The following is a 20,657-nucleotide window of genomic DNA, read 5'->3' as shown; positions in this document are numbered from 1 at the left end:
TTTGGGGGGGGCGGGGGGGGGGGGCCGCCCCCCCCCCGCCCCCCCGGGGGGGGGGGGGGGGGGCCCGGGCCCCCCCCCCCCCGACGCGTCTTCCGGGACTCAGTCGCCGTCCGGGTCGGCCCGCTCCAGCGCCGGACGGCGCGGCGCCGCCGACTCGGTCAGCAGATAGTCGGCCGCCGCCGTGTCCGTCACCAGGCTGGTGACCAGGCCCGAGCGCAGCACCGCTCCGATCGCCGCGGCCTTGCGCTGGCCGCCGGCGATCGCCACCACCTCGGGAATCCGGCGCAGCCGGTCCGCCTCGACCGTGATGCAGCGCTCCCCGAGGTCGCGGCCGACCCGCCGGCCGTCCGCGTCGAAGAGGTGCGCCGACATCTCGGCGGCGACGCCCAGCGAGGCGTAGTGGCGCCGCTCCGCGTCGGAGAGCATGTCGTGGACCGTGGAGATGCCCGGCTCCCACGAACCGATGGAGACGGCCGCGACCGTCACCTTGTCGAAGTACTCGAAGGCGCGCGCGATGCCCGTCTGGTGGCGCAGCGCGGCGGCCGTCGCCGGATCGGGCAGCAGCATCGGCGCGTAGATCGGGTGGGCCTCGCCGCCCGATACCTGGGCGGCCCGCCGGACCGCCTCGACCGAGCCGCGCTCGGCCGTCCCCGCGTCGTACACGCCGGTGAGCTGCACGACCGTGCACGGCGGCAGACGGTCGAGGGCCGCCGCCATGTGGATCGTGGACCGCCCCCAGGCGAGCCCGAGGACATCCCCCTCGGTCACCAGTTCGCCGAGCAGATCCGCGGCGACCTCGCCCAGGTTCTCCGGGTCGGCGGCGTCGTCCTGCTCCTCGGCCGGGGACTCGACGACGACCGCGTGACGCAGTCCGTAGCGGGCGCGGAGCGCGTCGGAGCGCTCGGCGTCCAGTTCGGCGGGGACGCGGATCTCGATCCGTACGAGGTCACGCTCCAGCGCCGTCTCCAGGACCCGGGCGACCTTGAAGCGGCTGACGCCGAACTCCTCGGCGATCTGGATCTTGGACTTGCCCTCAAGGTAGAAGCGGCGGGCCATGGCCGCCGCCTGGACCAGCTCCGCGGGCCCCATCCGCAGGGCGGACCTGCCCGCCGACATTGCAGACACCGCGTTCTCCTCACTGCTGTTCACGCTCTCGATACGCCGTTCATCCTGTCAGATACGGCGATCCTTGACCGGTCCCGTCGGACCGCGTTCATCCGCCCTTGGCCCGGCCGTCGTCCGGCCGGGGGCGCGGGCGGCCGGAGGTCAGTGGCCGCAGGCCCAGCCGGCCGAGGCGATCACCCCGTCGGCCCTGGCGCGCAGCGACCGGACCGCCGCGGCCGGGTCCTCGGCTCCGTAGACGGCGGAACCGGCGACGAAGACGTCCGCGCCCGCCTCCGCGCACCGCTCGATGGTGGACTCGGAGACCCCGCCGTCGACCTGGAGCCAGAGTTCCAGTCCGTGCTTGGAGATCAGCTCACGGGTGCGGCGGATCTTCGGCAGCATGATGTCGAGGAAGGCCTGGCCGCCGAAGCCCGGCTCCACGGTCATGATCAGCAGCATGTCGAGCTCGGGGAGCAGGTCCTCGTACGGCTCGACGGGCGTCGCCGGCTTCAGCGCCATGGAGGCGCGGGCGCCCTTGGCCCGGATCTCCCGCGCGAGCCGCACCGGGGCGGCGGCGGCCTCCGCGTGGAAGGTGACGGAACCCGCGCCCGCCTCGACGTACTGGGGGGCCCAGCGGTCCGCGTCCTCGATCATCAGATGGCAGTCCAGCGGGGTGGACGTGGCCCGACTGAGCGATTCCACGATCGGCACGCCGAGGGTCAGATTGGGCACGAAGTGGTTGTCCATGACATCGACATGGAGCCAGTCGGCGCCTTCGACGGCCTGCGCCTCCTCGGCGAGACGTGCGAAGTCGGCGGAGAGAATGCTGGGGTTGATCTGGGCCATGGGCCAAGCCTGCCATGTTCTGCGGCACTTCCCCGCTTCGGTGCGCCCCAAAGCCTCACGGGATCATTACGGTTCGCGCATTCCCGGCCTTTTCGCCCCCGGCACGGGCCGGGGGCGGGACGGCACGGTCAGGCGGTGCGCCGCAGCAGCGCCAGGTACATGGCGTCGGTGCCGTGCAGATGCGGCCAGAGCTGGACGTCGGGTCCGTCGCCGAGCGCGGGCACCCCGGGCATCAGCGGGCGGGCGTCGACCCACTCGGCCTCGGCGGGCGCGCCGCCGCGTCCCTTGAGGACGTCCTCGACGACCACCCGGGTCTCGGCCAGATGCGGCGAGCAGGTCGCGTAGCCGACGACGCCGCCGACCCGGACGGCCTTCAGCGCCTCGCGCAGCAGCGCGCGCTGGAGGGGCGCGAAGGCCTCCAGGTCCTCCTTGCGGCGCCGCCAGCGGGCCTCCGGGCGGCGCCGCAGCGCGCCCAGACCCGAGCACGGGACGTCCATCAGGATCCGGTCGAAGCTGCCGGGCAGCCACGGCGGGCGGGTGCCGTCGGCGGTGATCACCTGGTACGGGCCGGGGTTGCCGGCCAGCGCGCGCTCCACCAGGCGGGCGCGGTGGGGCTGCTTCTCGGCGGCGAGCAGGGTCGCGCCGCGGTCCGCCGCGAGGGCGGCGAGCAGGGCGGCCTTGCCGCCGGGGCCGGCGCAGCCGTCGAGCCAGCGGCTGTCCCCGCCCTCCAGCGGGGCGCTGGCCAGGGCGGCGGCCACGAGCTGGCTGCCCTCGTCCTGGACCCCGGCCCGGCCCTCGCGCACGGCGTCCAGCGCGCCGGGCTCGCCGCCCTCGGCCATCCGCACGGCGTACGGCGACCAGCGGCCCGGCAGGCCGTTCTCCTCGCCGAGGACGTCGAGGAGTTCCCCGGTGGTGGAGCGGCCGGGGCGGGCGACGAGGGTGACCTCGGGGCGCTCGTTGTCGGCTTCGAGCAGGTCCTCGATGCCCGCGCGTCCGCCGCCGAGCGCGTCCCAGAGCGCGGAGACGACCCAGCGGGGGTGGGAGTGCACGACGGCGAGGTGGTCCTCGGCGTCCTCCTCGTAGGAGGGTGCGACCTTGGCCAGCCAGCCGTCGAGGTCGTCGGCGGACACCTTGCGGAGGACCGCGTTGACGAACTTGGCACGGCCCTCGCCCAGCACCACCCGGGCCAGCTCGACGCTGGCGGAGACGGCGGCGTGCGTCGGGATGCGGGTGCCGAGCAGCTGGTGCACACCCATGTTCAGCACGTCCAGCACCGGCGGGTCGACCTCGCGCAGCGGCCGGTCGATGCAGGCGGCGACGATCGCGTCGTACGTCCCCTGGCGGCGCAGCGTCCCGTAGACCAGCTCGGTGGCCAGGGCCGCGTCCCGCTGGTCGAAGCCGCCCTTGGCGCGGGCCTTCTTCAGCAGCGGGGGCAGGACGAGGTTCGCGTACGCGTCACGCTCGTCGACGGCCCGCAGTGCCTCGAAGGCGAGGAAGCGGACCGGGTCCTTCTGGGGACGGCGGTGCGGCTTGGCGGGACGGCGACGCGGCTGGTCGTTCACGTGAAAGGTGCTCCGCTGGAGGTGAGGGGGCGAACCCTCCCAGCCTACGTCCCCGGCCCGGCCCGGCCCGCCGCGTCAGGCGCCGAGGAGCTCGCCGGGGACGATGCGCACCCCGCGCGCCCAGTCGGCGGCGCGCATCGGCTTCTTGCCCTGGGGCTGGACCCAGAGCAGCTCCACGGCGTGCGATCCGGTGCCGACGTGGACGCTGTTCTTCGTCGCGGACAGCTCGCCGGGGGCCAGGTCGTGCCGGTCGACGACGGGGTGGGCCTGGACCAGCTTGAGGCGCTCGCCCCGGAAGAGCGTCCAGGCGCCGGGGGCGGGGGTGCAGCCGCGGACCACCCGGTCGACGCGCAGGGCGGGCGCGGACCACTGGACCTGGGCGTCCTCGACGGTGATCTTCGGCGCGAGGGTGACCCCCTCGGCGGGCTGGGGCACGGCGTGCAGGGTGCCGTCCTCGATGCCGTCCATCGTCGCGGCGAGCAGTCCGGCGCCGGCGAAGGCGAGCCGGGTCAGCAGGTCGCCGCTGGTGTCGGTGGGCCGGACCTCCTCGGTGAGGACGCCGTAGACGGGCCCGGAGTCCAGCCCCTCCTCGATGAGGAAGGTGGAGGCCCCGGTCACCTCGTCGCCGGCCATGACCGCGTGCTGGACGGGGGCGGCGCCGCGCCAGGCGGGCAGCAGCGAGAAGTGCAGGTTGACCCAGCCCCGGGCGGGGACGACGAGGGCGCTCTTGGGCAGCAGCGCCCCGTAGGCGACGACGGGGCAGCAGTCGGGCGCGATCTCGCGGAGCCGGGCCAGGAAGTCCTCGTCGCGCGGCCGGGCCGGCTTGAGCACCTCGATCCCCGCCTCCTCGGCCCGCTCGGCCACCGGGCTGGCGACCAGCCGCCGTCCGCGCCCGGCGGGGGCGTCGGGCCGGGTCACGACGGCGGCGACCTCGTGACGGCCGGAGGCGATCAGGGCGTCCAGGGCGGGAACGGCGACCTCGGGGGTGCCTGCGAAGACGAGCTTCATGGGTGGTGGCTGCCTCTCGGGCCTTGACGGTGCGGGACGAGCGACGCACCAGTCTATGGGGCGGTGCCGACGGGGCGCCCGAGGGCGTGCGCCCGGTCGTACGGGGGCCGGAGCCCGGGGGGCGTACGCGCGCCCGCACGCCCCTCGGATGTGCGGATACGCCCCGGGAGCGTGACCAGAGGCCCGGGTGCCGCGTTGGTCAAGAGAGATTGACCGAAGCGAGCCGCCCTCGTGCGGCCCGATCCCTTTCAACGCCGGTTCGAGAGGCTTCTTCATGGCCGACCACGCAACCCACGACGCCCAAGCGCGGGCCAGTCTGCATCTTCTGGTGCGGGACATCGAGCGGGTCCGGCGGCAGGTGGACGCGCTGCGCACGCTCACGGCCCAGTTGGGCAACGTCTACCGTCCGCGCCGCTCCGGCCCTTCCACGGGCTTCGTCGTCTACGGACGGGCCCCGGCCCCCACCGTGAGGCTGGCCCAGGAATTGCGGGACAGCGTCGAGACCCTGGTGACGGCGGCGGTGGACTTCGACCGCTCGCTGGGCTTCTCCTGGGACGCGGTGGGCTCCGCGCTCGGGGTCACCAAGCAGGCCGTCCACCGCCGTTACGGCACCCGGCGCGCGGCCCCGCAGCCGGTGGCGGCGGAAGGCGCGGCCGAGGTCGTGGCTCAGCGCCCGGTGCCCGGGTCCCCCGCGCTGCCGTCCGTCCCGGCGGCCCGTTCGATGCCGCCGCAGCCCTCGGCGGACCGTCCGCCGCTCCGCGAGGACGTGCGGCCGGGCGTGTTCCCGGGCCCGCGCAACGGCTGATCCGTCCGCCGGGGCCGCCCCGCGTACTCCTGCGCGGGGCGGCCCCGGCGGCACGTCCGGCCGGCGTCCCGGGGCGCCCGGCCGCTCACTCCCGCCCTTGCGGCGGAACGTTCCTCCGGTGCCTGTCCGGCGACGGGCACCGGGGCCGCCCCCACGAACGCGCGCGGGTGCCCGGCACCCGGGGAATCCCCCGCGCGCCGGGAGGAGATCCGGCGCCCATGGGCGCCCCCGCGCACTGGGACGCACGCGCTTCGCACCGCTCGGCCGAGGTCCGGTGACCGCCCGGCGACGGGCACCGTGGCCACCCCGCAGGGAGGAGCCCGGCGTCCCCGAGGGCTTCCGGCATGCGAGAACGTCCCGCACCGCTCACCCGATGTCCGGCGGGTCCACCCGGATCCGCACCGCGCCCGCGCCGCTCCCCGGGCGCGAGACCCGGGCCTTCTTGAGCGCGGCAGCCAGCGCCGCCCCGCTGCCGGGGGGCACGCGGATCAGGACCCGCTCCCAGCTCTGGCCGGCCGGTGCCTCGAAGGGGCGGCGGGGGCGTCCCGCCTCGGCGGCGGGCACGGGGACGGGGCCGAGCACCTGGGCGTCGGGCGGCAGCTCGGCGGCGGCCAGGAAGGCGGCCAGCGCCTCCGGCGCCCCCGCCACCGACGCCATCCGGGACACCGGCGGGAAGCCCAGCTCGGCCCGGTCCGCCAGTTCGCGCCGCGCATGGCCGACGGGGTCCCAGCGCACCAGCGCCTGCACCGGGCGCAGGGTCGGCTCGGCGACGACCACGACCGTGCCGCCGTCGGGCCTGCCGCGCACCAGCGCCGCGGCCGCGATCCAGCGGCGCAGGGCCTCCTCGCCCGCCCGCAGATCGGGGCGGCCGACCATCGCCCAGCCGTCCAGCAGCAGGGCCGCCGCGTAACCGCCCTCGGCGACGGGTTCGGCGCCGGGCGTGCTGACGACGAGCGCGGGCCGGTCCGGGACCGACTCCAGGACGTGGTCGCGGCCCGAGGTGCGGACCGGCACGGCGGGGAAGGCCCGGCCCAGCTCCTCCGCCGTGCGGCGGGCACCGACGATCTGCGCCCGCAGCCGACGGCCTCCGCAGGCCGCGCAGTGCCAGGACGTCTCGGCCCGGCCGCACCAGGCGCAGTTCAGGTCCTGCTGGTCGGGCGCCTCCAGCGGTCCGGCGCAGTGCCGGCACCGTGCGGGCTCCCGGCAGCGCTCGCAGGCCAGCCGGGGCGCGTACCCCCGGCGCGGGACCTGGACGAGCACCGGTCCCGTGCCCAGCCCGTCCCGGACGGTCTGCCAGGCCAGGCTGGGCAGTCGGGCGGCGCGGGCCGCGCCGTCCCTGGCCAGTTCGCCGTCGCCGACCGTGCGCACCAGCGGCGCCGCGGTCCGCAGCTGCTCGCGGTCCGCGCGCAACGGCAGCGCCCAGCCGCTCTCGACGAGCTGCGCGGCCTCCACCGTGCAGCTCACCGAGCCGAGCAGGAACGCGCACCGGCCGTGCGTGGCGCGCAGCTCCAGCACCTCGCGGACGTGCGGGAAGGGGGCGTTGTCGTCGCTGTGGCTGGAGTCGCCGTCGTCCCAGACGACGACCAGGCCGAGATCGGCGACGGGGGCGAACATCGCGGCCCGGGTGCCGACGACCGCCCGGACGGAGCCGCGCCGCACGGCGAGCCACTCCCGGTAGCGCTTCTCGGGGCCGGAGCCGGCCGTGAGCACGGCGTGCCGGCCCTCCCCCAGCGCGGCGGTCAGGGCCGCGTCGACCCGTCCGGCGGCCCGCCCGTCGGGCACCACGACCAGCGCGCCGCGCCCCGAGGCGAGCGTCGCGGTGACGGCCGCGGCGATCTCCTGCGGCCAGTGCGGCCCCGGCAGCGCGGTCCAGACGGCGCGCGGCGCTCCCCCGCCGGCCAGCGCGGACAGGAAGGCGGGGCCCTGCCCGTACCGCGTCCAGGTCCCCGGGGCCGGGGCGTGCGGAGGCGGCAGGGGGGCCGGGGAGGGTTTCGCCTCGGCCCGTGCGTTCCTCGGCGGCACCGCGAGCTGGAGCACATCGGCGAGGCTGCCCGCGTAGCGGTCGGCGACGGCGCGGGCGAGGGCGAGCAGCTCCGGACCGAGGACCGGCTCGGGCGAGACGACCGAGGCCAGCGCGGCGAGCGCGCCGTTGTAGTCGGACTCGGCGAGCCGCTCGATCAGGAAGCCGTCGATGAGGCCGCCGCCCTCGCGGCGTCCGCCCCGGACCTGGCGCGCTCCGGCGCCGAACCGCACCCGGACCCGCACCCCGGGCCTGGCGTCGGCGTCCAGCTCCTCGGGCACCGCGTAGTCGAAGTACTGGTCGAGGTGGAGCGCCCCCTTGTTGACCAGGACGCGGGCGACGGGCAGCTCCTTGGCCAGCGCGGCCCCGCGCCAGGTGCGCGGTTTGGCGCGGGGCACCTGGGCGGTGCGCACGGTCTCGCGGATCAGCGCGAGCTGTTCCGGCGCCCCGGGCTCGGGTGCGTCGGACCGCTTGTCGTCGCTGCTCACAGCCCTATCCCTACCAGACGGCACTGACAGCCGCCCCGGTCCCGGCCGTCGCCGGTCCCGGGGCGGACGCGCGGGAGCCCGGACACCGAACGTGCTCGGTGTCCGGGCTCCCGCGTACGGACGGATCCCCGCGGGTCCCTAGAGGCCCGCGGCCGCGCGCAGGGCGTCCACCCGGTCGGTGCGCTCCCAGGTGAAGTCCGGCAGCTCACGGCCGAAGTGGCCGTAGGCAGCGGTCTGGGAGTAGATCGGGCGGAGCAGGTCGAGGTCGCGGATGATCGCGGCCGGGCGGAGGTCGAAGACCTCGCCGATGGCGTGCTCGATCTTCTCGGTGTCGACCGCGGCGGTGCCGAAGGTCTCGACGAAGAGACCGACCGGCTCGGCCTTGCCGATCGCGTACGCGACCTGGACCTCGCAGCGGGCGGCGAGCCCGGCGGCGACGACGTTCTTGGCGACCCAGCGCATCGCGTACGCGGCGCTGCGGTCCACCTTCGACGGGTCCTTGCCCGAGAAGGCACCGCCGCCGTGGCGGGCGTAGCCGCCGTAGGTGTCGATGATGATCTTGCGGCCGGTGAGGCCGGCGTCGCCCATCGGGCCGCCGATCTCGAAGCGCCCGGTCGGGTTGACCAGCAGGCGGTAGCCGTCGGTGTCCAGCTTGATGCCGTCCTCGACCAGCTGCGTCAGCACGTGCTCGACGACGAACTCGCGGATGTCGGGTGCGAGCAGCGAGTCCAGGTCGATGTCGCTCGCGTGCTGCGAGGATACGACGACGGTGTCGAGACGGACGGCCTTGTCGCCGTCGTACTCGATGGTGACCTGGGTCTTGCCGTCGGGGCGCAGGTACGGGATGGTCCCGTTCTTGCGGACCTCGGAGAGGCGGCGGGAGAGCCGGTGCGCGAGGTAGATCGGCAGCGGCATCAGCTCGGGCGTCTCGTCGCAGGCGTAGCCGAACATCAGGCCCTGGTCGCCCGCGCCCTGCTTGTCGAGCTCGTCCTCATCGCCCTCCACCCGCTTCTCGTACGCGGTGTCGACGCCCTGCGCGATGTCCGGGGACTGCGCGCCGATGGAGACCGAGACGCCGCAGGAGGCGCCGTCGAAGCCCTTCTTGGAGGAGTCGTAGCCGATCTCCAGGACCTTGTTGCGGACCAGGGTCGGAATGTCGGCGTAGGCCTTGGTCGTGACCTCACCCGCGACATGCACCTGACCGGTGGTGATCAAGGTTTCGACGGCGACGCGCGACGTCGGGTCCTCGCGCAGAAGCGCGTCGAGAATGGTGTCGCTGATCTGGTCGGCGATCTTGTCGGGGTGGCCCTCGGTGACGGACTCCGAGGTGAAGAGACGGCGGGACACATCGCTCCCTGGGGTTGCAGCGGCTGCTGGCTGATCATGGGCCGGACCGTCCGGGAGCTGCGCCCGGGCACGGTCCGGGACCAGTTTATCGGTCGGCTCCGCCCAGCGGACACCGTGTCTCGCCCTTTGGGAGTCCGGCACCCCCTCCGAGCGGTGTCCGAAGGGGTCCGGACACCGCTCCGGACGCGCCCCCGGGCCCGTCCCGCAAGGGATCGGGCCCCTCGGGGCGGCGACACGAGAAATTCACCCGAGCCGTGCCGACACGAGGTCCCAGACCGTGTCGGCAAGCGCTTCCTTGGGTCCGTGCGGCACGGCGGTCTCGCCGCCGTCGGCCGCGAGCACGACGGCCTCGTTCTCCTCGGAGCCGAAGGTCCTGCGCTCCCCCACCTCGTTGACGACCAGCAGATCACAGCCCTTGCGGCGCAGCTTCTCCCGCCCGTTGGCGAGCACGTCGTCGGTCTCGGCGGCGAAGCCGACGACGATCTGCCCCGGCGCGGCGCGCTCGGCGGAGACCTCGGCGAGGATGTCGGGGTTGCGGACGAGAGCGACGGGGGCCGGCTCCTGGCCGTCCTTCTTCTTGATCTTCCCGGTCTCGTAGCGGGCCGGCCGGAAGTCGGCCACGGCGGCGGCCATCACCACGACGTCGGCGTCGGCCGCCGCCTTCAGCACGGCGTCGCGCAGCTCCACGGCGGTGCCGACGTGGACGAGGTCGGCGCCGGAGGGGTCGGGCAGCTGGGTGTTGGCCTCGACGAGCGTGACCCGGGCCCCGCGGGCCACCGCGGTGCGGGCGAGGGCGTACCCCTGCTTGCCGGAGGAGCGGTTGCCCAGGAAGCGGACCGGGTCCAGCGGCTCGCGGGTGCCGCCCGCGCTGATCACCACGTGCCGGCCGGCCAGATCCGGGGCGACGGGGCCACGCGCCAGGACCCTGCGGCAGACCTCGAAGATCTCGGCCGGGTCGGGCAGCCGGCCCTTGCCGGTGTCGACGCCGGTGAGGCGTCCGACGGCGGGCTCGATGACGACGGCGCCCCGGCGGCGCAGCGTGGCGACGTTCTCCCGGGTCGCCGGGTGCTCCCACATCTCCGTGTGCATGGCGGGCGCGAAGACGACCGGACAGCGGGCGGTGAGCAGGGTGTTGGTGAGCAGGTCGTCGGCGAGGCCGTGGGCGGCCCTGGCGAGCACGTCGGCGGTGGCCGGGGTGACGACGACGAGGTCGGCGTGCTGCCCGATCCGCACGTGCGGGACCTCGTGGACGTCGTTCCAGACCTCGGTGGAGACCGGGTGCCCGGAGAGCGCCGACCAGGTGGCCGCCCCCACGAAGTGCAGGGACGCCTCGGTCGGGACGACCCGTACGTCATGTCCGGACTCGGTCAGCCGGCGCAGCAGCTCGCACGCCTTGTACGCGGCGATGCCCCCGCTGACCCCCAGAACGACCTTCGGCTTGTCCACTGCGTCTCCCCGCACTCGGCTCCGTACGCGTTCGTACTCCCCCATGCTGCCTCACCGGTGCGCGGGCGGTCCGGTGACCCCGGGCACACCACAGGCCCGGCGGTCGGACCGCCGGGCCTGTGGTGAAGGTGTGTCTCCTGCTTACTGCGCGGGGCCCTCGATGGCCTCGGAGGTGAGCAGGCCCGCGTTGATCTCGCGGAGCGCGATCGAGAGCGGCTTCTCGTGCACGTGGGTGTCGACGAGCGGACCGACGTACTCGAGGAGGCCCTCACCGAGCTGCGAGTAGTACGCGTTGATCTGGCGCGCGCGCTTGGCGGCGTAGATCACGAGGCTGTACTTCGAGTCGGTTGCTTCGAGGAGCTCATCAATCGGCGGGTTGATGATGCCCTCGGGCGTGGTGATGGAAGAGGACACTCTCTGCCTTCCGAAGGGGGTGAAGATCAAAGAAATCTTTGACAGTCAGGGGCTCGTGACCGGGCCCCGTGTCGTGCGTTCAGGCGCCGCCGGCACGGTGGCCGGAAGCCTCCAGCATCAAGGCTAGCAGCTCACGTGCCACGTCCTCGACGGAGGTGTTGACGAGCGTGGTGTCGAACTCGGCCTCGGCGGCCAGTTCCACCTTGGCCGCGCCCAGCCTGCGCTCGATCACCTCGGGCGCCTCGGTCCCCCGGCCGGTGAGCCGGCGGACCAGCTCCTCCCAGCTCGGCGGGGCGAGGAAGACCAGCTGGGCGTCGGCCATGGACTGGCGGACCAGCCGGGCGCCCTGGAGGTCGATCTCCAGCAGGACCGGCTCGCCCGCCTCCAGCCGCTCCTGCACGGCGCGGCGCGGCGTGCCGTAGCGGTTGCCGGCGAACTCGGCCCACTCCAGCAGCTCGCCGTTGGCGATGAGCTTGTCGAACTCCTCGTCGTCCACGAAGAAGTAGTGGACGCCGTTGCGTTCGCCGGGGCGGGGCTTGCGGGTCGTCGCCGACACCGAGAGCCACACCTCGGGGTGGACCTTGCGCATATGCGCGACGACCGTGCTCTTGCCGACCCCCGAGGGGCCGGAGAGCACGGTCAGCCGCGGACGTACGTCCGGGGGTACGGGGGACGTCCCCCGGGATGTTGCAGCCATGGAGCGATTATCCAGGTTCTCGGGAGTGCCCGGGAACGTCAGGCGGCGCTGCCGCCGAACTCGCGCTCCAGGGATGCGATCTGGTTGGAGCCGAGACCGCGGACCCGGCGGCTCTCGGAGATGCCGAGCCGCTCCATGATCTGCTTGGCGCGGACCTTGCCCACGCCGGGCAGGGACTCGAGCAGGGCGGAGACCTTCATCTTGCCGATGACGTCGTTCTCCTGGCCGGACTTGATGACCTCGTGGAGGGAGGCGCCGGAGTGCTTGAGTCGATTCTTGACCTCGGCCCGCTCCCGGCGAGCCGCGGCGGCCTTTTCGAGCGCGGCTGCGCGCTGTTCAGGGGTAAGGGGCGGAAGAGCCACGCCTACGTCACCTCGGATGTCGTTCTGTCGGATACGGACCGGTGAGGCGGCGGGACAGCCCCTCACCAGGTGAGCCGCGAACAACCTGTGCTCGTTGGCCCTCGACGGAGACTAGCGGCCAAGGCCGCCGGAGTCAGCGAGAACAGATGAAAAGTCCTGGTCAGCCTCTGCCGACCAGGACATTCCTGGCATAACACCTGAGTTTTTTGGTCAGGATTCCGTCAACTCGTTGTTACGTGGCCGTGTCACGTATCTGTGACGGCCGCGCGGACCTCGTCCGCGAACCGTTCGGCGGCCCCTCGCAGGCCCGCGACATCGGGCCCGTGACGCAGCACACCCCGGCTCACGCTCGGCACGACATTGCGGACCGATGCGCCGAAGACGCCCGGCAGGTCCGCCGGCGTCGCGCCCTGGGCGCCGATGCCCGGCGCGAGCAGCGGGCCGTTGATCGCGAGGTCGGCCCCGGCGTCCCCGAGGGTCGCCCCGACCACCGCGCCGACCGAGCCCAGCGGATCGGCCCCCGCGTTCTCCGCGGCCATGTGGTCGAGCATCACCTGGGCCAGCGAGCGGCCGTCGGCGGCGGTGGCGCGCTGCACCTCGGCGCCCTCCGGGTTGGAGGTGAGCGCCAGGACGAAGACCCCCGAGCCGGAGACCGCGGCCGCGTCCAGCGCCGGGCGCAGCGACCCGAAGCCGAGGTACGGCGAGACGGTCACCGCGTCGGAGAAGAGCGGCGAGTCCTTGTCGAGGTAGGTCGCGGCGTAGGCGCCCATGGTGGAGCCGATGTCGCCGCGCTTGGCGTCCATGAGCACCAGCGCGCCCGCCGCCCTGGCCTCCTCGACGGCCTTCTCCAGGACGGCGACGCCGCGCGAGCCGAAGCGCTCGAAGAAGGCGGACTGCGGCTTGAGGACGGCGACCCGGTCGGCCAGCGCCTCGACGACCGTACGAGTGAAGCGCTCCAGGCCCGTCACGTCGTCGGGGAGCCCCCAGGCGCCGAGCAGGGAGGCGTGCGGGTCGATGCCCACGCAGAGCGGTCCGCGGGTGTCCATCGCGCGGCGCAGGCGTGCGCCGAAGGGTTCCTGGGTCATTTCACGGCCTTCCTGGTTGCGGCGCCGACCGCGTCGGCGAGGGTGGCGTACGGGGAGGCGGCCAGTCGTGCGGCGAGGCCCTTGTGGATCGCGCGGGCGTAGAACGGGCCCTCGTAGATGAAGGCGCTGTAGCCCTGGACGAGGGTGGCACCGGCCAGGATGCGCTGCCAGGCGTCCTCGGCGTTCTCGACGCCGCCGACGCCGACCAGGGTGATCCGGTCGCCGACCCGGCCGTAGAGGCGGCTCAGGACCTCCAGGGAGCGCTCCTTGAGGGGCGCGCCGGACAGTCCGCCGGTCTCCCGCACCAGGTCGGGCGAGGACGTCAGGCCCAGGCCCTCGCGGGCGATGGTGGTGTTGGTGGCGATGATGCCGTCCAGGCCCAGTTCCACGGCGAGGTCGGCGACGGCGTCCACGTCCTCGTCCGCGAGGTCGGGGGCGATCTTGACGAGCAGCGGGACACGGCGGCCGGTGACCGTGCGGTCGGCGGCCTCGCGCACGGCGGTGAGCAGCGGGCGCAGCGACTCGGTGGCCTGGAGGTTGCGCAGTCCGGGCGTGTTGGGCGAGGAGACGTTGACGACGAGGTAGTCGGCGTGCGCGGCGAGGCGCTCGGTGGACTTCACGTAGTCGGCGGCGGCGTCGGCCTCGGCGACGACCTTGGTCTTGCCGATGTTGACGCCGACGGTGGTGCGGAAGACCGGGGTGCGGGCGGCCAGACGGGCGGCCACGGCGGCCGAGCCCTCGTTGTTGAAGCCCATGCGGTTGATGAGCGCGCGGTCCGCGACCAGGCGGAACAGGCGCTTCTTCGGGTTGCCGGGCTGGGGCTCGCCGGTGACGGTGCCGATCTCGACGTGGTCGAAGCCGAGCATCGCCATGCCGTCGATCGCGACGGCGTTCTTGTCGAAGCCGGCGGCGAGGCCGAAGGGGCCGTGCATCCGCAGGCCCAGGGCCTCGGTGCGCAGCTCCTTGTAGCGGGGGGCGAGGGCGGCGGCCACGAAGGTGCGCAGGACGGGGACGCGGGCGGCGAGGCGGATCCAGCGGAAGGCCAGGTGGTGGGCGCCTTCCGGGTCCATCCGCTTGAAGACCAGCTGGAAGAAGAGTTTGTACATCACGGTGTCCTCATGAGGAGGGGGACACCGTTTCCGGTGTCCCCCTGCTGGCTTCTCTAGTCGCGTGCCGCGGTCAGATGTTCCGCGTGTTCCTGGAGGGAACGGACCCCGACGTCTCCGTGGTTGAGCGCGTCGATGCCCTGGACGGCCGCGGCGAGTGCCTGGACCGTGGTGAGGCACGGGACCGACCGGGCGACGGCCGCGGTGCGGATCTCGTAGCCGTCGAGCCGGCCGCCGGTCCCGTACGGCGTGTTGACGATCAGGTCGACCTCGCCGTCGTGGATCAGCTGGACGATCGTCTTCTCGCCGTCCGGGCCCTCGCCCTCGGACTGCTTGCGCACCACGCGGGCGTTGATGCCGTTGCGCTTGAGGACCTCGGCGGTGCCGGAGGTGGCCATCAGCTCGAAGCCGTGGGCGACCAGCTCGCGGGCCGGGAAGATCATCGAGCGCTTGTCGCGGTTGGCGACGGAGATGAAGGCGCGGCCCTTGGTGGGCAGCGGGCCGTACGCGCCGGCCTGCGACTTGGCGTACGCCGTGCCGAAGACCGAGTCGATGCCCATGACCTCACCGGTGGAGCGCATCTCCGGGCCGAGGACCGTGTCGACGCCGCGGCCGTGGATGTCGCGGAAGCGCGACCACGGCATGACGGCCTCCTTGACGGAGATCGGCGCGTCCAGCGGCAGGGTGCCGCCGTCGCCGTGGAGCGGCAGGAGGCCCTCGGCGCGCAGCTCGGCCACGGTGGCGCCGAGCGAGATGCGGGCGGCGGCCTTGGCGAGCGGGACGGCGGTCGCCTTCGAGGTGAAGGGGACGGTCCGCGAGGCGCGCGGGTTGGCCTCCAGCACGTAGAGGATGTCGCCGGAGAGCGCGAACTGGATGTTGATCAGCCCGCGGACGCCGACGCCCTTGGCGATGGCCTCGGTGGAGGCGCGCAGCCGCTTGATGTCGAAGCCGCCGAGGGTGATCGGGGGCAGCGCGCAGGCGGAGTCGCCGGAGTGGATGCCGGCCTCCTCGATGTGCTCCATGACGCCGCCGAGGTACAGCTCGGTGCCGTCGTAGAGCGCGTCGACGTCGATCTCGATGGCGTCGTCGAGGAAGCGGTCGACCAGGACCGGCCGGGTGGGGCTGATCTCGGTGGACTCGGAGATGTACGAGGCGAGGCGGGTCTCGTCGTACACGATCTCCATGCCGCGGCCGCCGAGCACGTAGGACGGGCGGACGAGGACGGGGTAGCCGATCTCGTCGGCGATGGCCTTGGCCTCGGCGAAGGTGGTGGCGGTGCCGTGCTTCGGGGCGGGCAGTCCGGCCTCGGCCAGGACCCGGCCGAAGGCGCCGCGGTCCTCGGCGGCGTGGATGGCCTCCGGGGAGGTGCCGACGACGGGCACGCCGTTGTCCTTGAGCGCCTGGGACAGGCCCAGCGGGGTCTGGCCGCCGAGCTGCACGACGACACCGGCGAGCGGGCCCGCCAGGGACTCGGCGTGCACGATCTCCAGCACGTCCTCCAGCGTCAGCGGCTCGAAGTACAGGCGGTCGGAGGTGTCGTAGTCGGTGGAGACCGTCTCCGGGTTGCAGTTGACCATCACGGTCTCGTAGCCGGCGTCGCTCAGGGCGAAGGAGGCGTGGACGCAGGAGTAGTCGAACTCGATGCCCTGGCCGATGCGGTTGGGACCGGAGCCGAGGATGATCACCGCGGGCTTGGTGCGGGGCGCGACCTCGCTCTCCTCGTCGTACGAGGAGTAGAAGTACGGCGTCTTCGCGGCGAACTCGGCGGCGCAGGTGTCGACCGTCTTGTAGACCGGGCGGATGCCCAGCGCGTGCCGGACCTCGCGGACGACGTCCTCGCGCAGTCCGCGGATGCCGGCGATCTGGGCGTCGGAGAAGCCGTGGCGCTTGGCCTCGGCCAGCAGCTCGGGGAGGAGCTTGTCGGCGGCGGCCAGCTCGTCGGCGGTCTCCTTGATGAGGAAGAGCTGGTCGACGAACCAGGGGTCGATCTTCGTGGCGTCGAAGACCTCCTCCTGGGTGGCACCGGCCCGGATCGCCTGCATGACGGTGTTGATCCGGCCGTCGGTGGGGCGGACCGCTTCGGCCAGCAGCGCGGCCTTGTCGCCGGGCTCGCCGGTGAAGTCGAACTGCGAGCCCTTCTTCTCCAGGGAGCGCAGCGCCTTCTGCAGCGCCTCGGTGAAGTTCCGGCCGATCGCCATGGCCTCGCCCACCGACTTCATGGTGGTGGTGAGGCCGGCGTCGGCGGAGGGGAACTTCTCGAAGGCGAAGCGGGGGGCCTTGACGACGACGTAGTCGAGGGTCGGCTCGAAGGAGGCCGGGGTCTTCTCGGTGATGTCGTTGGGGATCTCGTCGAGCGTGTAGCCGACGGCCAGCTTGGCGGCGATCTTGGCGATCGGGAAGCCGGTGGCCTTGGAGGCGAGCGCCGAGGAGCGGGAGACGCGCGGGTTCATCTCGATGACGATGACCCGGCCGTCGGTGGGGTCGATCGCGAACTGGATGTTGCAGCCGCCGGTGTCGACGCCGACCTCGCGGATGATCGCGATGCCGATGTCGCGCAGCCGCTGGTACTCGCGGTCGGTGAGGGTCATCGCCGGGGCGACGGTGATGGAGTCACCGGTGTGGACGCCCATCGGGTCGAAGTTCTCGATGGAGCAGACGACCACGACGTTGTCGTTCTTGTCGCGCATCAGCTCCAGCTCGTACTCCTTCCAGCCGAGGATGGACTCCTCCAGGAGCACCTCGGTGGTCGGGGAGAGCGTGAGGCCCTGTCCGGCGATGCGGCGCAGTTCGTCCTCGTCGTGGGCGAAGCCGGAGCCGGCGCCGCCCATGGTGAAGGAGGGGCGGACGACGACGGGGTAGCCGCCGAGGGTGTCGACACCCTTGAGGACGTCGTCCATGGAGTGGCAGATGACGGAGCGGGCGGACTCGCCGTATCCGATCTTCTCCTTGACGGCCTCGACGACGCCCTTGAAGAGGTCGCGGTCCTCGCCCTTGTTGATGGCCTCGACGTTGGCGCCGATCAGCTCGACGCCGTACTTCTCCAGGACACCGTTCTCGTGCATGGAGATCGCGGTGTTGAGCGCGGTCTGTCCGCCGAGGGTGGGCAGGAGGGCGTCGGGGCGCTCCTTGGCGATGATCTTCTCGACGAACTCGGGGGTGATCGGTTCGACGTAGGTGGCGTCGGCGATCTCCGGGTCGGTCATGATCGTCGCCGGGTTGGAGTTCACCAGGATGACGCGCAGGCCCTCGGCCTTGAGGACGCGGCAGGCCTGGGTGCCGGAGTAGTCGAACTCGGCGGCCTGCCCGATGACGATCGGACCGGAGCCGATGACCAGAACGGACTGGATGTCGGAGCGCTTAGGCACGCTGGTCCTCCATCAGGGAAACGAAGCGGTCGAAGAGGTACGCGGCGTCGTGCGGGCCCGCGGCCGCCTCGGGGTGGTACTGGACGCTGAAGGCCGGCCGGTCGAGGAGACGCAGCCCCTCGACGACCTGGTCGTTCAGGCAGACGTGGGAGACCTCGGCCCGCCCGTAGGGGGTCTCGGAGACCCGGTCGAGCGGCGCGTCGACGGCGAAGCCGTGGTTGTGCGCGGTGACCTCGACCTTGCCGGTCGTGCGGTCCTGCACGGGCTGGTTGATGCCGCGGTGGCCGTACTTCAGCTTGTAGGTGCCGAAGCCGAGCGCGCGGCCCAGGATCTGGTTGCCGAAGCAGATGCCGAAGAGCGGGGTGCCCCGCTCCAGGACGGCGCTCATCACGGAGACCGGGTGGTCGGCGGTGGCCGGGTCGCCGGGGCCGTTGGAGAAGAAGACCCCGTCGGGGGCGACGGCGTAGACGTCCTCGACCGTGGCGGTGGCGGGCAGGACGTGCACCTCGATGCCGCGTTCGGCCATCCGGTGCGGGGTCATGCCCTTGATGCCCAGGTCGATCGCGGCGACGGTGAACTTCTTGGTGCCGATCGCGGGGACGACGTAGGCCTCCTGCGTGGCGACCTCGGCGGAGAGGTCGGCGCCGCTCATCTCGGGGGCCTGGCGCACCTTGGCGAGCAGGGTGCCCTCGTCGGCGACGGCGTTGCCGGAGAAGATGCCGACGCGCATGGCGCCGCGCTCGCGCAGGTGGCGGGTGAGGGCGCGGGTGTCGATGCCGCTGATGCCGACGACGCCCTGGCTCGCGAGCTCCTCGTGCAGCGAGCGCCGGGAGCGCCAGTTGGAGGGGATGCGGGCGGGGTCGCGGACGACGTAGCCGGAGACCCAGATCCGCTTGGACTCGGGGTCCTCGTCGTTCACGCCGGTGTTCCCGACGTGCGGGGCGGTCATGACGACGACCTGGCGGTGGTAGGAGGGGTCGGTCAGCGTCTCCTGGTAGCCGGTCATGCCGGTGGAGAACACCGCCTCGCCGAAGGTCTCCCCCACGGCCCCGTAGGCGCGGCCGCGGAAGGTGCGGCCGTCCTCCAGGACGAGTACGGCGGGAGCTTGGGCGGCTCCCCGGGTGGAGGTCGTCATCGTGCGGTGCCTTCCGTAGTGCTGGTGAGGTGGTTGACGGCGTCGATCCACGCGTGGTGGCCGGCCGAGTGGTCGGAGCGGAAGCCGGAGTCGATCAGCCGGTCGCCGAGCGCCCAGGTGATGACCAGCAGTCCGCCCTCGGGCAGGACCTTGCCCGCGATGGCCCGTTCGGTCCTGGCCTCGCGCAGGTCGGCGGCGGGGACGAAGAAGTCCGTCGCGCCGGGCCGTACGACGTCCAGGCCCTGCTCCGTCAGGGTGAGCTCGACGCGGCTGCGGGTGCCGAGGCCGTGGGCGACGATCCGGTCGAGCCACTGCCCGGCCGTGGTCGAGCCGTGGTAGCGGCCGGTCAGGGTGAGCAGCTTCTCGCCCTCGGCGTAGTCCTCGGGAGTGGTCGCGAGCGCGTCCAGATCGGACTGGAGGCTCGCCCGCCACTTCCATCCCTGGCGCATCAGCCAGTAGACGAAGGCGATGAAGACGATCAGGCCGATCACCCAGCTGATGCGGGCGGACCAGTCGGTCACGTCCGCCGACTTCTGCTCGGCGGCCAGGTGGTGCAGGTGGTGCAAGGGGCGGAGTGTTGTCACGCGAGCTTCCCGTCGACGACCGTGGCACGGCCCCGCAGGAAGGTGTGGGTCACTCGGCCCGGCAGCTCGCGTCCCTCGTAGGGGGTGTTGCGGCTGCGGGAGGCGAAGCCCGCGGGGTCCACGGCTCCACGGTATGCCGGATCGACCAGCGTGAGGTTGGCGGGCTCGCCCTGCGAGACGGGCCGGCCGTGTCCTTCGAGCCGGCCGATGGCGGCGGGGCGGAAGGACATCCGGTCGGCGACGCCCGCCCAGTCGATGAGTCCGGTGTCGACCATGGTCTGCTGGACGACGGAGAGCGCGGTCTCCAGGCCCACCATGCCCATGGCGGCCGCGGCCCACTCGCAGTCCTTGTCCTCGTGCGGGTGCGGGGCGTGGTCGGTGGCGACGCAGTCGATGGTGCCGTCGGCCAGCGCCTCGCGCAGGGCCATGACGTCGGCCTCGGTGCGCAGCGGCGGGTTCACCTTGTAGACCGGGTTGTAGGTCCGGACCAGCTCGTCGGTGAGGAGGAGGTGGTGCGGGGTGACCTCGGCGGTGACGTTCCAGCCCTTGGACTTGGCCCAGCGGACGATCTCGACGGAGCCGGCCGTCGACAGGTGGCAGATGTGGACGCGGGAGCCGACGTGGGCGGCGAGCAGCACGTCGCGGGCGATGATCGACTCCTCGGCGACGGCGGGCCAGCCGCCGAGGCCCAGCTCGGCCGAGACGGTGCCCTCGTTCATCTGGGCGCCCTCGGTGAGGCGGGGCTCCTGGGCGTGCTGGGCGACGACGCCGTCGAAGGCCTTCACGTACTCCAGGGCACGGCGCATGATCACCGCGTCGTCGACGCACTTGCCGTCGTCGGAGAAGACCTTCACTCCGGCGGCCGAATCGTGCATGGCGCCGAGTTCGGCGAGCTGCTTGCCCTCCAGGCCGACGGTGACGGCGCCGACGGGCTGCACGTCGCAGTAGCCGGACTCCCGGCCGAGGCGCCAGACCTGCTCGACGACGCCGGCGGTGTCGGCGACCGGGAAGGTGTTGGCCATGGCGTGGACGGCGGTGTAGCCGCCGACGGCCGCGGCCCTGGTGCCGGTGAGGACGGTCTCGGAGTCCTCGCGGCCGGGCTCGCGCAGGTGGGTGTGGAGGTCGACGAGGCCGGGCAGCAGGATCAGGCCCTCGGCCTCGATCACGGTGGCGTCGCCGGCGTCCAGGCCGGTGCCGACCGCGGCGACGGTCTCGCCGTCGACGAGGACGTCCTGCGGGTCGCCGCCGAGGATCTTCGCGCCGCGGATCAGGGTCTTGCTCAT

Annotated in this window: 17 protein-coding genes; 1 reads left to right on the top strand and 16 read right to left on the bottom strand. The window is 73.2% G+C overall.

The genetic code is table 11. The features are described from left to right. Positions 1-99 precede the first annotated feature (99 nt). The 4 genes from ACZ4FH_RS29240 to fmt form a co-directional block, all read right to left on the bottom strand. The gene (locus tag ACZ4FH_RS29240) at positions 100-1,116 is read right to left on the bottom strand and encodes a sugar-binding transcriptional regulator (protein ID WP_467308647.1); all 1,017 of its coding nucleotides are present in this window, start codon (positions 1,114-1,116) and stop codon (positions 100-102) included. 150 nt (positions 1,117-1,266) lie between these two features. After that, positions 1,267-1,950, bottom strand: a complete 684-nt coding sequence (gene rpe, locus ACZ4FH_RS29235) for a ribulose-phosphate 3-epimerase (RefSeq protein WP_467308620.1) — start codon at positions 1,948-1,950, stop codon at positions 1,267-1,269. 128 nt (positions 1,951-2,078) lie between these two features. Beyond that, positions 2,079-3,512 (bottom strand): RsmB/NOP family class I SAM-dependent RNA methyltransferase, encoded by a 1,434-nt coding sequence (locus ACZ4FH_RS29230; RefSeq protein WP_467308618.1) that lies wholly within the window; start codon positions 3,510-3,512, stop codon positions 2,079-2,081. A gap of 75 nt (positions 3,513-3,587) precedes the next feature. Further along, positions 3,588-4,520 carry a methionyl-tRNA formyltransferase gene (gene fmt, locus ACZ4FH_RS29225; protein ID WP_467308616.1) on the bottom strand — a complete coding sequence of 311 codons (933 nt, stop codon included), beginning with the start codon at positions 4,518-4,520 and terminating at the stop codon, positions 3,588-3,590. A gap of 274 nt (positions 4,521-4,794) precedes the next feature. On the opposite strand from fmt, the gene ACZ4FH_RS29220 reads away from it, so the two are divergent. Then, positions 4,795-5,325: a hypothetical protein gene (locus ACZ4FH_RS29220; RefSeq protein WP_467308614.1), complete on the top strand. Its 531-nt coding sequence runs from the start codon at positions 4,795-4,797 to the stop codon at positions 5,323-5,325. A 366-nt stretch (positions 5,326-5,691) separates the two neighbouring features. Here the strand turns inward: ACZ4FH_RS29220 and ACZ4FH_RS29215 are convergent, their stop codons facing one another. The 12 genes from ACZ4FH_RS29215 to ACZ4FH_RS29160 form a co-directional block, all read right to left on the bottom strand. Beyond that, a complete protein-coding gene (locus ACZ4FH_RS29215) occupies positions 5,692-7,833 on the bottom strand; it encodes a primosomal protein N' (RefSeq protein ID WP_467308613.1) in 2,142 nt (713 codons plus the stop codon). Positions 7,834-7,971: 138 nt separating this feature from the next. Beyond that, a complete protein-coding gene (metK, locus tag ACZ4FH_RS29210; protein ID WP_383646109.1) occupies positions 7,972-9,180 on the bottom strand; it encodes a methionine adenosyltransferase in 1,209 nt (402 codons plus the stop codon). A gap of 243 nt (positions 9,181-9,423) precedes the next feature. Further along, positions 9,424-10,626 (bottom strand): bifunctional phosphopantothenoylcysteine decarboxylase/phosphopantothenate--cysteine ligase CoaBC, encoded by a 1,203-nt coding sequence (gene coaBC / locus ACZ4FH_RS29205; RefSeq protein WP_467308611.1) that lies wholly within the window; start codon positions 10,624-10,626, stop codon positions 9,424-9,426. Between the two features lie 141 nt (positions 10,627-10,767). Continuing rightward, entirely contained in the window at positions 10,768-11,040 is a 273-nt protein-coding gene (gene rpoZ, locus ACZ4FH_RS29200) for a DNA-directed RNA polymerase subunit omega (protein WP_003970369.1), read from the bottom strand. Positions 11,041-11,119: 79 nt separating this feature from the next. Beyond that, complete coding sequence (gene gmk / locus ACZ4FH_RS29195; RefSeq protein WP_383646103.1) at positions 11,120-11,737, bottom strand: guanylate kinase; 618 nt, start codon at positions 11,735-11,737, stop codon at positions 11,120-11,122. A gap of 38 nt (positions 11,738-11,775) precedes the next feature. Continuing rightward, on the bottom strand, positions 11,776-12,099 hold the full coding sequence (locus ACZ4FH_RS29190; protein WP_018524251.1) for an integration host factor: 324 nt from the start codon (positions 12,097-12,099) through the stop codon (positions 11,776-11,778). A 245-nt stretch (positions 12,100-12,344) separates the two neighbouring features. Next, positions 12,345-13,184, bottom strand: a complete 840-nt coding sequence (pyrF, locus tag ACZ4FH_RS29185) for an orotidine-5'-phosphate decarboxylase (RefSeq protein ID WP_467308608.1) — start codon at positions 13,182-13,184, stop codon at positions 12,345-12,347. Beyond that, positions 13,181-14,290: a quinone-dependent dihydroorotate dehydrogenase gene (locus ACZ4FH_RS29180; protein WP_467308606.1), complete on the bottom strand. Its 1,110-nt coding sequence runs from the start codon at positions 14,288-14,290 to the stop codon at positions 13,181-13,183. The genes pyrF and ACZ4FH_RS29180 overlap by 4 nt, the downstream gene beginning before the upstream one ends. A gap of 56 nt (positions 14,291-14,346) precedes the next feature. Then, on the bottom strand, positions 14,347-17,655 hold the full coding sequence (gene carB / locus ACZ4FH_RS29175; RefSeq protein WP_467308604.1) for a carbamoyl-phosphate synthase large subunit: 3,309 nt from the start codon (positions 17,653-17,655) through the stop codon (positions 14,347-14,349). Further along, positions 17,648-18,790 carry a glutamine-hydrolyzing carbamoyl-phosphate synthase small subunit gene (gene carA, locus ACZ4FH_RS29170; RefSeq protein ID WP_467308603.1) on the bottom strand — a complete coding sequence of 381 codons (1,143 nt, stop codon included), beginning with the start codon at positions 18,788-18,790 and terminating at the stop codon, positions 17,648-17,650. The genes carB and carA overlap by 8 nt, the downstream gene beginning before the upstream one ends. After that, complete coding sequence (locus ACZ4FH_RS29165; RefSeq protein ID WP_467308602.1) at positions 18,787-19,374, bottom strand: PH-like domain-containing protein; 588 nt, start codon at positions 19,372-19,374, stop codon at positions 18,787-18,789. The genes carA and ACZ4FH_RS29165 overlap by 4 nt, the downstream gene beginning before the upstream one ends. Continuing rightward, positions 19,371-20,657: a dihydroorotase gene (locus ACZ4FH_RS29160; protein ID WP_467308601.1), complete on the bottom strand. Its 1,287-nt coding sequence runs from the start codon at positions 20,655-20,657 to the stop codon at positions 19,371-19,373. Before ACZ4FH_RS29160 ends, ACZ4FH_RS29165 begins: the two co-directional genes overlap by 4 nt.

This window comes from Streptomyces sp. NPDC024555, from assembly GCF_055559335.1.
This window is presented reverse-complemented; position numbering and strand designations above follow the sequence as displayed.

What these genes read in the sequence shown, in the direction of transcription:
- ACZ4FH_RS29240 (WP_467308647.1), bottom strand. Translation starts at nt 1,116, where the DNA reads ATGTCGGCGGGCAGGTCCGCCCTGCGGATGGGGCCCGCGGAGCTGGTC.
- rpe (WP_467308620.1), bottom strand. Translation starts at nt 1,950, where the DNA reads ATGGCCCAGATCAACCCCAGCATTCTCTCCGCCGACTTCGCACGTCTC.
- fmt (WP_467308616.1), bottom strand. Translation starts at nt 4,520, where the DNA reads ATGAAGCTCGTCTTCGCAGGCACCCCCGAGGTCGCCGTTCCCGCCCTG.
- ACZ4FH_RS29220 (WP_467308614.1), top strand. Translation starts at nt 4,795, where the DNA reads ATGGCCGACCACGCAACCCACGACGCCCAAGCGCGGGCCAGTCTGCAT.
- gmk (WP_383646103.1), bottom strand. Translation starts at nt 11,737, where the DNA reads ATGGCTGCAACATCCCGGGGGACGTCCCCCGTACCCCCGGACGTACGT.
- pyrF (WP_467308608.1), bottom strand. Translation starts at nt 13,184, where the DNA reads ATGACCCAGGAACCCTTCGGCGCACGCCTGCGCCGCGCGATGGACACC.
- ACZ4FH_RS29180 (WP_467308606.1), bottom strand. Translation starts at nt 14,290, where the DNA reads ATGTACAAACTCTTCTTCCAGCTGGTCTTCAAGCGGATGGACCCGGAA.
- carA (WP_467308603.1), bottom strand. Translation starts at nt 18,790, where the DNA reads ATGACGACCTCCACCCGGGGAGCCGCCCAAGCTCCCGCCGTACTCGTC.
- ACZ4FH_RS29160 (WP_467308601.1), bottom strand. Translation starts at nt 20,657, where the DNA reads ATGAGCAAGACCCTGATCCGCGGCGCGAAGATCCTCGGCGGCGACCCG.